Source organism: Rathayibacter sp. AY1A7 (assembly GCF_002930845.1).
Taxonomy (GTDB): Bacteria; Actinomycetota; Actinomycetes; order Actinomycetales; family Microbacteriaceae; genus Rathayibacter.
This window is the reverse complement of record NZ_PSTL01000001.1, coordinates 100,104-112,863: the sequence shown is the minus strand read 5'-3', so window position 1 is coordinate 112,863 and position 12,760 is coordinate 100,104. Positions and strand designations below refer to the sequence as shown.

Genomic DNA, 12,760 nt, shown 5'->3' with positions numbered 1-12,760 from the left:
GAACCGCTCCGACCGGCCCGGGCAGTGGCTATCTTGAGTCGGGGGCCAGCCCCGCACCACGACCGGAGGGGGCCAGCGCGTGCCGATGATCCGCAGCGCCCGCGAGCGCGACCGGCTGCTGCGCCACTCCGCCTGCGGGATCGGCCTGCTCACGGAAGCGGGGGCGCTCGGCATGGCCCTCATCCCCGGAACGCTCCAGCCCGCCGCCGTGCCGTTCGCCGTCGCGCTGCTCCTGGGCATGATGGCCGCCCACGTCGAGCTCGCCCGGACGGGGCGCCGCAGCCGCGTGATCACCGTCGCCGTCGGCGGCCTGCTGCTGGGCTGGGGCCTCGCCCTGGGGCTCGCTCCGGGCGCCGACTTCGCCGGGTTCGTCCTGGTCAACACCGCGAACGCCGTGACCGCGAGCATCGCCGTGGTCGTGACGACGTCCGCGCGCCGCCTGCTCCTGCTGCTGCCGGTGCTCCTCCCGAGCCTGATCCCGTCGGTACTCGTCTCGAGCGGCACCATGATCCCCACCGTGGTCGTCCAGAGCCTGCTGCCCTGGGGCACGCTCTGCGGCTTCGCCCTCTGGATCGGCACAGCGGTCCCGCGGGTGGTGCGGCGGATCGACAGCATCGGCAACGCGCACCGTGTGGAGCGCCTCGCCAGCGAGACGGAGGCGCAGCGCCGGCAGGGCGCGCGGCTCCTGCACGACACGGTGCTGGCCACCCTCACGCTCCTCGCGCACTCGGGCCGCGGAGTGTCGGTCGACGCGCTCCGGCAGCAGGCGGCGCAGGACGCGCAGCTCCTGCGCCAGCTCCGGCTCGGCGGGACCCCCACCCCGAGCGCGTCCGGCTCCTACCAGCTGACCAGCGTCACCTCCGCCCCCGCGGCCAACACCCTCGAGACCGTCCGCAACCGCTTCGGCCGGATGGGGCTCGACGTGATCTGGCACGGCTCCGGCCAGGTGGCGCTCACCGGCGCGGCCCTCGACTCCTTCGTCCTCGCCCTGGCGGAGTGCCTCGAGAACGTGCGCCGCCACTCCGGCGTCGCCTCGGCCGACGTGACGATCACCGAGGACGAGACGACCGTCCGCGCGATGGTCACCGACGCGGGCGCGGGCTTCGACATCGCGACCGTCCCCGACACGAAGCTCGGCTTCAAGGAGTCGGTGATCGCCCGGCTCGGCGACGTCGGCGGCCGCACCAGACTGTTCAGCGCCCCCGGATCGGGGACGACCGTGGTGCTGGAGGTCCCGAAGTGAGCCCAGCACCGGAGTCTCGGGCCCCGCTGCTGGGACGCGTGCCCGCGACGCACGGCCGCTCCTCCCGGTCCGCCCGCTCGGTCCGCCGCCAGCAGGAGGGGCTCGGCACCAACTACCTCGGCAGCGGCCTCAACGGCATCGCCGCCGCGATCCTCGCCTACGAGCTGCTGATCTTCCTCTCGACCTCCGCCCGCTACAGCGACCTCGCACCCGCGGCGATCGCCTGGGTCCTCGTCGTCCTGGCCTTCGGGTCCACCGTCCTCGCGATCCACCTCGGCGGACGCCGCCTGCCGCTCCCGGTCTACCTCTGCTTCCTCGTCGCCGTCGGAGCCGCCGTCGTGCTCGACCTGGTGGCCGTGACCGACTCCGGCGCGGCCCGCACCGTCCCCACCGCCGCGGTCGCGGGCGCCGTCGCGCACGCCGCGCTGATCGTCCACCGGCGCGGGATCGAGATCCTCGCGGTGAGCGCCCTCGTCGCGATCGCCGAGGTGATCGCGTTCCTCTCGATGGAGTCGGGCGGCGCAGGCGCGCTCTCGGTGCGCATCAGCGCCCTCGTGGTGACGATCGCGCCGGCCGTCGTCGTGGTCGTGATGATGCGCGGATTCCGCCGGATGGTCCAGCTCGAGATCGACCGCGCCCTCGTGCAGAGCACCACGCTCGGCCCGCGCTACGCGGTCGGGATGCTCGCCTCGGAAGAGCTCGCACGGCTCGACCTCGCCGCCGAGCGCCTCCTCGCCGAGGTGGGCGACGGCTCGGTCCGCCTGCCCCTCGACGCCCAGCGCGCCGCCCACGCGACCTCGCTCGCCACCCAGCTCCGCCTCCACCTCATCGAGGGGCGGCGCGAGACCTGGCTGCACCACGCCGTGCTCGAGTCCGAGCTGCTCGCGCCGCTCGTCGAGCTCGACGACCCGGACGGCACCGCCGGACTCCTCGGACACCAGCAGCGCGACGGGCTCCTCTCGGCGATCTGGCTGATCGCCGACAGCGCGACCGGGCTCGCCGTGGTCCTCCACGTCGAGTCGGGCAGCCCCCGCGATCCCGGAGCCGGGACGGCCGCCCGAGGACTGCTCGTGCCGATCACGCTCCGCTCCTCAGGCGCGCCCTTGCGCGGCGTCGATCCTGCGACGTGGGAGGCTATCGCTCAGGTCGGCGTCTTCCGCGACACCTCGCGCGACGGGGAGCTCCGGATCGAGATCGACTGCCTGGTCGAGAATCCCGCCGACCGGTGAGCAGCCGCCGAGAGACCGCCGACGACCGCCGACCTAAGGACACCGATGACACCCACCGCTGACGCGAAGATCACTCTCGCGGTCGTGGACGACCACAAGATGCTCCTCGGAGCGCTCACGGAGTGGATCCGCGGAGCCGCCTCCGACATCCAGCTGGTGGCCGCGGTCGCCTCCTGGCCCGAGCTGCTCACGCACCCCGAGTTCCCCGTCGACGTCGTCCTCCTCGACCTCGACCTCAAGGACAACATCCCGATCTCGGTGAAGCTCTCGACCCTCAAGACCACCGGGGTGAAGACCGTGCTGATGAGCACCTACTCCGAGCCCGCCGTGGTCCGCGAGGCGCTCGCCTCCGGAGCCCTCGGCTACCTGGTGAAGACCGAGGACGCGGACATGATCGTCGAGGCGATCCGCGCGGCCAAGGACGGCCACTCCTACATCTCGCACGAGCTCGACATGGCGCTCTCCACCGGCGACTCCGACGGAGCGCCGAAGCTCAGCGCGCAGGAGCGCCGAGTGATGGCCCTCTACGGCGGCGGCGAGCCGGTGAAGTCGGTCGCGTTCGAGCTGGGCATCTCGGAGGAGACGGCGAAGTCGTACCTCAAGCGGATCCGCGAGAAGTACCGCGTCGTCGGCATCGACGTCGGCACGAAGGTGGCGCTCCGCAAGCGCGCCATCCACGACGGGATCCTCATCGAGACGGATTGAGTCCTCTTCCGTGGCGGTCCCTGCCCGACGCGGCGCGGTCGACTTCACGACGTAGTGCGTTCCGCAGAGCGGGGTGCGTCGCCCGGCATCGATCCGCTGGCACGCGGATCACTGTCGGCGGGCTCCACGAAGGCGCGGCGGTCCCCGCCCGCTGCGGCGCGGTCGGCTTCACGACGCGGTGCGTTCCGCAGAGCGGGGCGCGTCGCCCGGCATCGATCCGCTGACACGCCGATCGCTGTCGGCGGGCTCCACGACGGCGCGGCGGTCCCCGCCCGCCGCGGCGCGGTCGGCTCCACGACGTGGTGCGTTCCCCGGAGCGGGGTGCGTCGCCCGGCATTGATCCGCTGACACGCGGATCACTGTCGGCGGGCTCCACCTCGTCGAGCGGCGGCCACCTGCTCCTGCGGGCGTGCAGTGCGGGCGTGCCTGAGTCGTGCCGGTCGAGTAGCCGCGGGACGCGGCCTATCGAGAACCGCCAGGCACGGGCAACGGGTCGATGCTGGTCGAGAGGCCGCGGGACGCGCGGCATCGAGACCCACCGGACCGGGACTGCCCGTGCTCCTGCGGGCCCGCGTCAGGGGGCCAGGACGGCGACCGTCATGCCGGGCGTCGCGGCGGGGGCGTCCATCGCGGCGAGGGCGTCGGGCAGGTCCTCGAAGGCGATGGTGCGGCCGACGGAGTCGGCGGGGCGCAGACGGCCGGCGACGATGTCGTCGAGGAGGGCCGTGTAGCCGCTCCGGGCGATGCCGTGGCTGCCCAGCAGCTCCAGCTCCTGGGCGATGACCCGGCCGAGCGGGATCGCCGGTGCCGCGTCGGGCCCGAGGAGCAGACCCACCTGCACGTGCCGGCCCCGCGGACGCAGGGCGGCGATCGACGCCTCCGCCGTGACGCTGCTTCCGACGGCGTCGATCGCCAGATGCGCACCTCCTCCGGTCGCCGCCCGGATCGCCTCGGCGGCACCCTCGCCTCCGGGGACGGTCACCGCCCCGAGCGCGGCTGCGGCCTCCCGCGCCGGGGCGGAGACGTCCGACGCCACCACACGGGCCCCGGCCGCGAGCGCGACGATCACCGCGGAGAGGCCGACTCCGCCGCAGCCCAGCACCGCGACCCACTCCCCCGGGGCGACCCGGCCGCGCTCGTGCAGGGCGTGGTACGCGGTCCCGAAGCGGCAGCCGAGACCGGCCGCCTCGACGAAGCCGACGGAGTCGGGCAGGCGCACCAGGTTCAGGTCCGCACCCGGCACGGCCACCGCCTCGGCGAACGACCCGTCGAGGGTGAATCCCGGCTGCTGCTGCCGGAGGCACACCTGCGTCGCCCCCTCCCGGCACTGCTCGCAGTCGCCGCAGGCGAACACGAACGGCGCTGTGACCCGGTCACCGACCGCGAAGAGCGACACCTGGGCTCCCGTCGCGATCACCGTCCCGGCGAACTCGTGCCCGGGGATCTGCGGCAGGACGACCGAGTCGTCGTGCCCCTTCCACGCGTGCCAGTCGCTCCGGCACACCCCGGTCGCCGCGACGCGGACGACGACGCCGTCGACGGGGCAGACGGGCTCCGCGACCTCGACGATCGCGGGGAGGGCGGAGAAGGACGAGTAGCTCACGGCGCGCATGCCGAGAGTCTTCCAGAGGCCCGGGCGGCGCTCTGCCTACAGTGCGTCGACCGGGATGCCGCCGGTGCCCGGCTGGGCGGGCTCGCGGTGGACCGGGTAGACCGTGCCCCGGGCGCGGTCGATCGCGATGCTGCCGAGGGCGAGCACGATTCCGGCCGCGGTCAGGCCCACGCCGACCCAGATGGGCGACAGGTAGCCCAGTCCGGCGGCGATCGTCAGGCCGCCGAGCGCGGCACCCACCGAGTTGCCGATGTTGAGCGCGGAGTGGTTGAGCGCGGCCGCGATCGTCTGGCTGTCGCGCGCCACGTCCATCAGCCGGGTCTGGATCGCGGGCGACGCGGCGGCCGAGAAGCCCGCCGAGAGGAACGCGAACACCACCAGGCCGACGACCGACGAGGCCGACAGCGCGAGTCCGATCAGCGAGACGCCGACGCCGGCGAAGAACACCACCAGCGCCCGCCGCACGTCGCGGTCGGCGGCCCAGCCGCCGACGAGGTTGCCGACGGTCATCCCGAGGCCGATGACGACCAGGATCCACGGGACCGCGCCGAGCGGCAGGCCCGTCACCTCGGTCGCGAGCGGCGAGATGTAGCTGTACATCGCGAAGAGTCCGCCGAAGCCGATGGCGCCGACGAGGAGGGTCATCCAGACCTGCAGGCGCCCGAACGCCCGCAGCTCGTTGCGGACGGTCGCCGCCGGATTCCCGGGCTGCGCGGGCACCAGCAGCTGGACGGCCACGACGGTCAGCGCGAAGAGCACCGCGACCACGAGGTAGGCGCTGCGCCAGCCGGCCACCTGCCCGACCCAGGTGATCGCGGGCACGCCGACGACGTTCGCGATCGTGAGCCCGGAGAGGACGAACGCGACTCCCTTGCCGCGCTTGCCGGGACCCATCAGGTCGGCGGCGACCAGGGAGGCGATGCCGAAGTAGGCGCCGTGCGGGAGCGCGGCGACGAAGCGCGCGGCGAGGACGAGCGGGAAGCTCGGGAGCAGCGCCGAGCCGATCGTCCCGACGGTGAAGGCGACGAGGAGGGTCAGGAGGAGCCTCTTGCGCGGCCAGCGCGCCGCTGCGGCGGCGATGGTGGGGGCGCCGACCACGACGCCGAGTGCGTAGGCCGAGATCAACATCCCGGCCTGCGAGACGGCCTGCTCCTGGCTCACGGCCCAGACCCCGGGGAGGAGGTCGGCGGCGAGCTGCGGGAGGAGCCCCATCGCGACGAACTCGGTCGAGCCGATGCCGAAGCCCCCCATCGCGAGGGCGAGCAGGGCGAGGCGGGTCCGAGCGGGCGAGAGCGTCACCGGTCAAGGCTACTCAGGATCGGACGGATGTCGAATCGATTTGAGCAAACGTAATGGAGATCATCGGCCTCGTCATGTCCGCCCTCGAGTAAATACGCGGGTTTTTAGTTCTACACCCGCTCAAGCCCGCAGGAAGGCATATCCCGACGAGCCGGAGGATGGCGTACGAGCGATATGACTCCCACTCACGACCAGCCTCTCCTACATTACCAGGTCATGGTTCGAGCCAAGAGACTAAGAGTGCTTTTTCGCAAGATACATCTTGCGCCAGAACGAGCAACATGAGATAATAACGCCATGAATGTAGATTCCCTTTTAAAGAACATCAACTCAGCCCTTGCAATGCACGGATATCACGACAAGCAGAACCTCGAGCTAACTAGCGATTCGCAGGAAGACGAGGTATTCCGCACTTGGGTTAGGACAGTGGTCGGTGCAGATGGCCGAGAAATGAAGATCATTTTTCGCGAGCACGAAGGAGTTCCTCCGCAGTATAAGTACACAATCTCCGTGCTGGATGCTGAGACAGAAAAGCCGATTGGTCGGGGAAATGGAGGTGCCACATGGCAGGAAGCAATTGACAATTATCACTGGCAGGACTTCGGGACGGTGTAGCCAACACAATTGCCTCGAAAGAGGGAAAAGCAATCGTACTCAGCTCGCGAGGTTAATTATAAGAATCACGTCCTTGCCGTCGGCATGTCGTATGGCCGCTTATATGCCGAGCTCGCGACCAACGTCGCGGGCGTTCGCCCCGTCTACTCCCCCAGTGCGTTGTTCAGCCGGGCGATCTTGCCGTCGATCTCGCCCGAGTAGCCGGGGCGGATGTCCGCCTTCAGGACGAGCGACACGCGCGTCCCGAACGCTCCGACGGCCTCCGTCGCGCGCTTGACGACGTCGAAGACCTCGTCCCACTCCCCCTCGATCTCGGTGAACATCGAGGTCGTCCGCGACGGCAGGCCGCTCTCGCGGACGATGCGGACGGCGGCGGCGACGGCGTCGTGGACGGACGCGTCGGGCGCCTCGCCCCCGGACGGTGCGACCGAGAATGCGACGAGCATGGGAGCCTCCTTGACTGCGCGCACCGCGTGCCGGCCCCGCGCCCTCCGAGCCTACGAGCCCTGGGGCGCCAGGCGGGTCTCGCCGGTCAGCGACGACGCGGAAGTCGTGGCGCCGGGTGCGACGACCCGCGCCGTCCCCATCCTCCACAGCTCGCGCAGCAGCCAGCCGAGCAGCACCACGAGGAGGATGTTCCGCACGGTCAGCACGAGCACCATCCACCAGTGCGACCAGAGGAGGAAGAGGTAGAGGTACGGGTAGACCACCTGGGTCAGAGCCGCAGTGACGAGGGTCAGCTTCGCGGGCCGGTCGAACGCGCCGTCGCGGCACGCGATCAGCCCGGCGATCACCGGCGGCGCGAGCCAGACGATGTACTGCGGCGAGAGCACCTTGTTGGTGTCGATGAACACGACCACGAAGGTCAGCGCGAGCAGCGGGAACAGCCTGGCGGGGTCCGCCCGGCGGGCGAGAGCACGGGCACCCAGCAGGGCCACGCCGAGCATGGCCAGAGCGAGCAGCGGGGTCATCAGGCTCGCCGCGAACTCGGTGCCGGGCCCGTGCATCTCGAAGGTGTTGATGTCGGCGGCGTAGTAGACGTAGCTCCCCGATCCCGGGAGGACCGACAGCCACATCCAGGGAGTGCTCACGACGGCCTCGATCTGGAGGCCCCGATCGGTCTGATCGGTGACGAAGCTGAAGACCTGGTCCCCGCCGCCGACGAGGACGACCGCGAGCACGATGATCACGGAGGCGACCGCGGGGACGAGGATCATCCGCAGCCGTCCGCGCAGGACCAGCACGGCAGCGGCGAGGATCGCGGCCGGCCACACCTTGATCCAGGTGGCCACGGTCAGCAGCAGCGCCGCGACGCCCGGACGGGTCGCCGCCCAGAGCATCCCGGCGATGGCCGGCGGCGCAGTGAAGGCGTCGATGCGGCCGATCGCGATCGGCCCGAGGAGGACGAGGAACAGCAGCCACCAGCGCGCCGCGGCGAGGCGAGGCGCCGACCGGCCGCGCAGCAGCAGGGCGAAGGCGGCGGCGTCGGCGAGCGCGACGAGGACGAGCCACATCAGGTCGTAGCCCGCCGAGCCGAAGAGCCAGGAGGCGGCGATCGGGCCCCAGGCGAGGATCGGGTAGACCCAGCCCGTGTCGATCCCGGCGATGCCGCCGCCCTCGACGGCGGTCCTCATCCACTCCTTGTAGACGATGCTGACGTCGCCCATCGGCAGACCCGGAGCGAACAGCGCCAGGAGGGAGAGCACCACGTGCACCAGCGCGAAGGCGCCCCAGAGCACGGCGACGGAGTCGCGGTTCTCGCGCAGCCGGGCGAGGGGGCGGGAGGACGCTCGAGGAGGGGAGGACGGCACCGCGTCATTGTAGAGGGGCCGCTGAACGGGACCCTGGCAGCACCTGAGCCCGCCTGAGAGCGCCGCTCCCGCCGGGCATCGGTCCCCCGGCGGCGTCGGTCGCCGCCGGGCGTCAGCAGCCGGCATCACGACCCGATGAACTCAGTAGCCGGCGAACGCGTCGGTGCGGATCCGCTTCGCCCCGGCACCGCGCAGGGCGCCGCGGACCGAGTCGACGAACGACGGCGACCCGGAGACGTAGCCCACGCGGCGGCCGGCGTCCGGCACCGCGTCCGCGAGCAGCTCGGCGGTCAGTCGGCCTGTGACGTGCGACCACCGTGCGGGCAGGTCGGTCGGCGCCTCCTTCGAGCAGAGCACGACCCGGGCCCCCGACTCCTGCAGCAGGTCGCGGTAAGCGACCTCGGCGAGGCTCGGCGCGGCGACCACGACGACGACGTCGCGCCGCGGACCGTCCGCGAGCGAGCGGAGCTGACTGGCGAACGGGGTGATCCCGATGCCGCCCGCCACAAGCAGCAGCGGCACGGTGGGATCGGCCGGCAGGACGAAGTCACCGCCGACGCTCGTCGCCCGGAGCGAGTCGCCGGGCTCCAGCGCGGCGAGGGCGCGCTTGAAGCTGCTCGCCTTCTCCGGCATCCGCAGGGCGATCGCGATCTCGCCGTCGGACGGAGCGGAGGAGACCGAGAAGGTGCGCCGGCTGCCCCGGCTGTCGGCGCGGTGCGGCAGGTCGAGCTCGAGCCACTGGCCCGGCTCGAAGGTCAGCGGCGAGCGGGAGCGGAAGCGGTACTCCGCGATGCCCGGCGCCAGCACGCGGGTCGAGGCGAGCTCGAGCGTGTGCCGCCGACGCTGGCGGAACGCGAAGGCGAACGCGAGGGCGTTGCCGACCACGAGGCCCAGCTCCGGAGTGGCGGAGACGACGCCGATGTGGAAGGGGACGCTCGCCACGAGCGCTGCGACGACCGCGATGATCAGCTGCTGCGAGCGGCGCGGCGCTAGCGTGAGCGGCTCCGTCAGCATGAAGGCGCCGGCGAAGACGAAGGGGTAGGCCGTGAGGACCAGGGCCGCCGCGGCGCCGAGGTCCTGGCCGTTCTGCACCGCCTGCTGCACGGACACCCCGCCGGCGACGACGACGAAGACGGCGAAGACGGCCCAGCGGCGGACCCGCGCGACGATCAGGAGGGAACCCACGACGACGAACGGCCAGATCGCGCCACTGGCGATCCACCAGGCTCCGGCGTTGAGCCCGGTGAAGCCGATGATCAGCACGGCGACCGCGGCCGGGTTGAAGAGGTGGCGGCCCCGCCAGGCCAGGACGTACTTGGACGCGGCGGCGATCGCGCCGACGAGCGCGATCACGGCGAGCCCGCGGGGATCGGCCGTCGGGAAGAGCAGGCAGGCGATCAGCAGACCGGTGACGAGCGAGGACTCCAGGTGCGCGCGGCTGCGGAACAGCCGCGCGAGGACCGCGCTGACCAGGGCCGTCGAGGCGACGGCGACGAGCGTCGTGCCGAGGATCTCGAGCGGCGTCGAGAAGATCAGGCCGGCTGCGGCGTAGCCGACGGCGACGAGCAGGAGCGCGGCGAGCGTCATCCAGACCAGCCGGTAGGTGGTGACGCGGCCGAGGGCGCGGTCGAAGGTGCCGATCATCGGAAGACCTCTCCGGGGAAGGAAGGCGAGTAGTGGAGGGTGCCGTCGCTGCGGACGCGGACGAACTCGAAGTCGAAGCGCTCGGCGAGGGCCTCGGGCGGACAGACGAACAGCGCGGTCGCGAGCCCGTCGGCGACGAGGGCCGTGTCGGCCACCGCCCAGGCGGCGACGATGCTCTCGACCGGAGCTCCGGTCCGCCCGTCGAGGACGTGGTGGAGGCCGCTGCCCCAGGCGCGGCGGTTGCTCGCCGAGCCGCAGAGCGCGCGGTCGCCGGGCACCGCCACTCCCAGTGCGCTGCTCGGGTCCCACGGGTGCTCGAGGCCGACCCGGACGGGTCCGGCTCCGATGCCCCGGAGGTCGCCGCTCGCGTCGACGACGGCGGGCCCGACTCCGTCGAGCTCCTCGAGGACGAGGTCGACGAGCTGGCCCTTGCCCGCGGCGCCGACGTCGACGACGGTCCCGGGCTCGACCCGCAGTCCCGCCGCCCCCCGTCGGGCGGCGGCCCAGGAGGGAGCGGGGACGGCGGTTCCGCGCGGGACGAGGGTGTACGCGGAGTCGTAGCCGAGCTGCTCGAGAGAGCCGCCGACGAAGGGGGTGACCGCCCCGCCGGTCAGCTCGTCGAGCACGTCGTACAGTGCGAAGAGGTCGACCGCCTCGTCGGGGAAGACATGCTCGCCTCCGGCCCGCAGCTGTGAGACGGCGGAGTCGTCACGGAACCGCGACCAGGTGCGGTCGTACGCCGCGATGCGCGCCTCGACCCGCGAGCGGTGGGAGGGCCCGAGCGGCTCGGCGGTGTCGATCTGCCAGCCGGTGCCGATCGCGTCGAACCGCCACGCGTGGCCGAGGACCGTCGGGGCGTCAGGCCGTGGCATCGGCCTTGATGGTCTCGACGGCGTCGTTGAAGCCGCCGGAGGTGAGGGAGGATCCCGACACCTTGGAGACCTTCAGCTCGTCGAGCTGCTTGCCGACGACCTCGCCCGCGATGCCGCCCGCGAAGCGCGACTGGTACTGCTGGCCGGTGGGGTTCTCCGACTCCGGGGTCACGGTCACGTCGGTGACGACGCCCTCGGCGAGGGTCAGCGAGACGCCCACCTTCTCGTTCCCTCCGGGCGAGGTGTAGGCGCCCTCGGCCTCGTAGGTGCCGTCGGCGTAGCTGCTGCCGCTCGCGGCGGAGGACGCGGCGCCGGTGGCCTCGGGGGCGGAGCTGGTGGCGGTGCTCGGAGCGGTGGTGGTCGCCGCGTCGGCGGCGTCGCTCCCGGTCGTGGTGGTGCTGGAGCAGGCGGCGAGCGCGGCGAGGGTGCCGGCGCCGGCGAGGAGGGTCAGGGCGTAGCGGGCGGGAGTCGTGGTCTTCGCGGTCATGTCTGTTCTCCTGGTCAAGGCGGACGCGGCGGATCCGACGGTAGAGGTGCTCGCTTCGAGCACCCGATGAGGCGGCGGTGCGGAGCCGGTGAGCCGGGCCGCGGGCGTCGCTTCCTCCAGGACAACGGCGGCGGTCCCGGTTCGGTTCAGCGCTCGTCCGACGGGCGTGTCAGCGCAGGAGTGCGGCGACCACTCCGGGCAGGTGCTCCGCGATGTCGAGCGCGGCGATCGGGCCGCCGGCGGAGGCGCTCCGTCCGGCCTCCGCGTGCAGGACGGCGGCCGCGGCGGCCACCGGGGCGAGGTCCTCCGCGGTCAGAGTCGCCCCGGCCGCCTCGGCGTCCGCGGCCCGACCGGCGAGGAGTGCGCCGAGCACGCCGCCGAGGACGTCGCCGCTGCCCGCGGTCGCCAGCCAGGGCGTAGATCCGGAGACCTCGAGCTCGACGCCGCCCGCGACGACGTGGGTGGTGCCGCCCTTGAGGAGCACGCAGACTCCGAGGCGGTCCGCCGCCCGGCGCGCCCACTCCCCCGGGGCCTCGGCGATCGTCGCGGCGTCCGCGTCCAGACCCGCTCGGCCGAGCACTCCGGCGAGCTCGCGGTAGTGCGGCGTGATGACGACCGGGCCTGCGGCCTCGTCGATCAGGTCGAGCGCGCCCGCGTCGAGCACCACCGGGACTCCCGAGTGCAGCTGCTCGATCAGGGTGCGCCGCTCCTCGTCGCTGCGGTCCTCGGCGCTGGTGCCGGAGCCGACGAGCCAGGCCTGCACGCGCCCCACCGCGGTCACGACCTCCGGCCGCCGGGCGAGCACCAGTCCCGCGGGCCGCTCCGGTCCGAGGTAGCGGACCATGCCGACTCCCGTCCGCACCGCCGCCTCGACGCCGAGCACCGCCGCTCCCGGGTACCGCTCCGACCCGGTCGCGATCCCCAGCACCCCGCGCGTGTACTTGTCGTCGTCCTCCCGCGGCACCCTGATGCTCCGCGCCGCCTCCGCCGTCCTGACCCGCTGACCCATCCCGCCACCCTACGTCGCCCTGCGGCGGAGCCGCCCGGTGCCGCCGCAGCCGCACTGGTGCCGGCGCAGCGCACTGGTGCCGGCGCAGCCGCGCCCCTCTCCCCTTGCTCCAGAGGGGCGCGGGTGCTGGAGGGGGCAGTCGCAAGGCGGAGGAGGAAGCGGTACCGGCGGTACCGCGCCCGACGACAACGCCGCGAACGCCCCCTCCAGCACCCGCGGGCGCGGGCCGCGGAG

Annotated in this window: 12 protein-coding genes; 4 read left to right on the top strand and 8 right to left on the bottom strand. The window is 72.6% G+C overall.

Annotation, left to right across the window (positions count from 1 at the left end):
- Positions 1-85 precede the first annotated feature (85 nt).
- Genes C5B95_RS00455 through C5B95_RS00445 form a run of 3 tightly spaced genes read left to right on the top strand, consistent with a single transcriptional unit; the run spans position 86 to position 3,177 of the window.
- Positions 86-1,243, top strand: coding sequence for a sensor histidine kinase (locus tag C5B95_RS00455; protein ID WP_104339645.1), 1,158 nt, complete (start codon positions 86-88; stop codon positions 1,241-1,243).
- 38 nt (positions 1,244-1,281) lie between these two features.
- Positions 1,282-2,472 (top strand): hypothetical protein, encoded by a 1,191-nt coding sequence (locus tag C5B95_RS00450; protein ID WP_104348244.1) that lies wholly within the window; start codon positions 1,282-1,284, stop codon positions 2,470-2,472.
- Positions 2,473-2,517: 45 nt separating this feature from the next.
- The gene (locus tag C5B95_RS00445; RefSeq protein WP_104224447.1) at positions 2,518-3,177 is read left to right on the top strand and encodes a response regulator; all 660 of its coding nucleotides are present in this window, start codon (positions 2,518-2,520) and stop codon (positions 3,175-3,177) included.
- A gap of 574 nt (positions 3,178-3,751) precedes the next feature.
- Here C5B95_RS00445 and C5B95_RS00440 read toward each other — a convergent pair.
- Entirely contained in the window at positions 3,752-4,789 is a 1,038-nt protein-coding gene (locus C5B95_RS00440) for an alcohol dehydrogenase catalytic domain-containing protein (RefSeq protein WP_104348243.1), read from the bottom strand.
- 36 nt (positions 4,790-4,825) lie between these two features.
- Positions 4,826-6,040 carry an MFS transporter gene (locus tag C5B95_RS00435; RefSeq protein ID WP_104257102.1) on the bottom strand — a complete coding sequence of 405 codons (1,215 nt, stop codon included), beginning with the start codon at positions 6,038-6,040 and terminating at the stop codon, positions 4,826-4,828.
- Between the two features lie 345 nt (positions 6,041-6,385).
- Here C5B95_RS00435 and C5B95_RS17030 point away from each other — a divergent pair, with 345 nt between their 5' ends.
- On the top strand, positions 6,386-6,703 hold the full coding sequence (locus C5B95_RS17030) for a hypothetical protein (RefSeq protein WP_146076466.1): 318 nt from the start codon (positions 6,386-6,388) through the stop codon (positions 6,701-6,703).
- A gap of 143 nt (positions 6,704-6,846) precedes the next feature.
- Here the strand turns inward: C5B95_RS17030 and C5B95_RS00430 are convergent, their stop codons facing one another.
- From C5B95_RS00430 to C5B95_RS00405, 6 genes are all read right to left on the bottom strand, one after another.
- Positions 6,847-7,149 carry a thiamine-binding protein gene (locus C5B95_RS00430; protein ID WP_104348242.1) on the bottom strand — a complete coding sequence of 101 codons (303 nt, stop codon included), beginning with the start codon at positions 7,147-7,149 and terminating at the stop codon, positions 6,847-6,849.
- 51 nt (positions 7,150-7,200) lie between these two features.
- Positions 7,201-8,514 (bottom strand): glycosyltransferase 87 family protein, encoded by a 1,314-nt coding sequence (locus C5B95_RS00425; protein ID WP_104225503.1) that lies wholly within the window; start codon positions 8,512-8,514, stop codon positions 7,201-7,203.
- A gap of 141 nt (positions 8,515-8,655) precedes the next feature.
- Positions 8,656-10,158 carry an oxidoreductase gene (locus C5B95_RS00420; RefSeq protein ID WP_104287627.1) on the bottom strand — a complete coding sequence of 501 codons (1,503 nt, stop codon included), beginning with the start codon at positions 10,156-10,158 and terminating at the stop codon, positions 8,656-8,658.
- Positions 10,155-11,030, bottom strand: a complete 876-nt coding sequence (locus C5B95_RS00415) for an FAD:protein FMN transferase (protein WP_104348241.1) — start codon at positions 11,028-11,030, stop codon at positions 10,155-10,157. The genes C5B95_RS00420 and C5B95_RS00415 overlap by 4 nt, the downstream gene beginning before the upstream one ends.
- Complete coding sequence (locus C5B95_RS00410) at positions 11,017-11,517, bottom strand: FMN-binding protein (protein ID WP_104348240.1); 501 nt, start codon at positions 11,515-11,517, stop codon at positions 11,017-11,019. The genes C5B95_RS00415 and C5B95_RS00410 overlap by 14 nt, the downstream gene beginning before the upstream one ends.
- A 169-nt stretch (positions 11,518-11,686) precedes the next feature.
- Positions 11,687-12,526 carry an ADP/ATP-dependent (S)-NAD(P)H-hydrate dehydratase gene (locus C5B95_RS00405; protein WP_104348239.1) on the bottom strand — a complete coding sequence of 280 codons (840 nt, stop codon included), beginning with the start codon at positions 12,524-12,526 and terminating at the stop codon, positions 11,687-11,689.
- Positions 12,527-12,760: the final 234 nt, after the last annotated feature.

What these genes read in the sequence shown, in the direction of transcription:
- C5B95_RS00435 (WP_104257102.1), bottom strand. Translation starts at nt 6,040, where the DNA reads ATGGGGGGCTTCGGCATCGGCTCGACCGAGTTCGTCGCGATGGGGCTC.
- C5B95_RS00445 (WP_104224447.1), top strand. Translation starts at nt 2,518, where the DNA reads ATGACACCCACCGCTGACGCGAAGATCACTCTCGCGGTCGTGGACGAC.
- C5B95_RS00440 (WP_104348243.1), bottom strand. Translation starts at nt 4,789, where the DNA reads ATGCGCGCCGTGAGCTACTCGTCCTTCTCCGCCCTCCCCGCGATCGTC.
- C5B95_RS00430 (WP_104348242.1), bottom strand. Translation starts at nt 7,149, where the DNA reads ATGCTCGTCGCATTCTCGGTCGCACCGTCCGGGGGCGAGGCGCCCGAC.
- C5B95_RS00405 (WP_104348239.1), bottom strand. Translation starts at nt 12,526, where the DNA reads ATGGGTCAGCGGGTCAGGACGGCGGAGGCGGCGCGGAGCATCAGGGTG.
- C5B95_RS00410 (WP_104348240.1), bottom strand. Translation starts at nt 11,517, where the DNA reads ATGACCGCGAAGACCACGACTCCCGCCCGCTACGCCCTGACCCTCCTC.
- C5B95_RS00415 (WP_104348241.1), bottom strand. Translation starts at nt 11,030, where the DNA reads ATGCCACGGCCTGACGCCCCGACGGTCCTCGGCCACGCGTGGCGGTTC.
- C5B95_RS00420 (WP_104287627.1), bottom strand. Translation starts at nt 10,158, where the DNA reads ATGATCGGCACCTTCGACCGCGCCCTCGGCCGCGTCACCACCTACCGG.
- C5B95_RS17030 (WP_146076466.1), top strand. Translation starts at nt 6,386, where the DNA reads ATGAATGTAGATTCCCTTTTAAAGAACATCAACTCAGCCCTTGCAATG.
- C5B95_RS00455 (WP_104339645.1), top strand. Translation starts at nt 86, where the DNA reads ATGATCCGCAGCGCCCGCGAGCGCGACCGGCTGCTGCGCCACTCCGCC.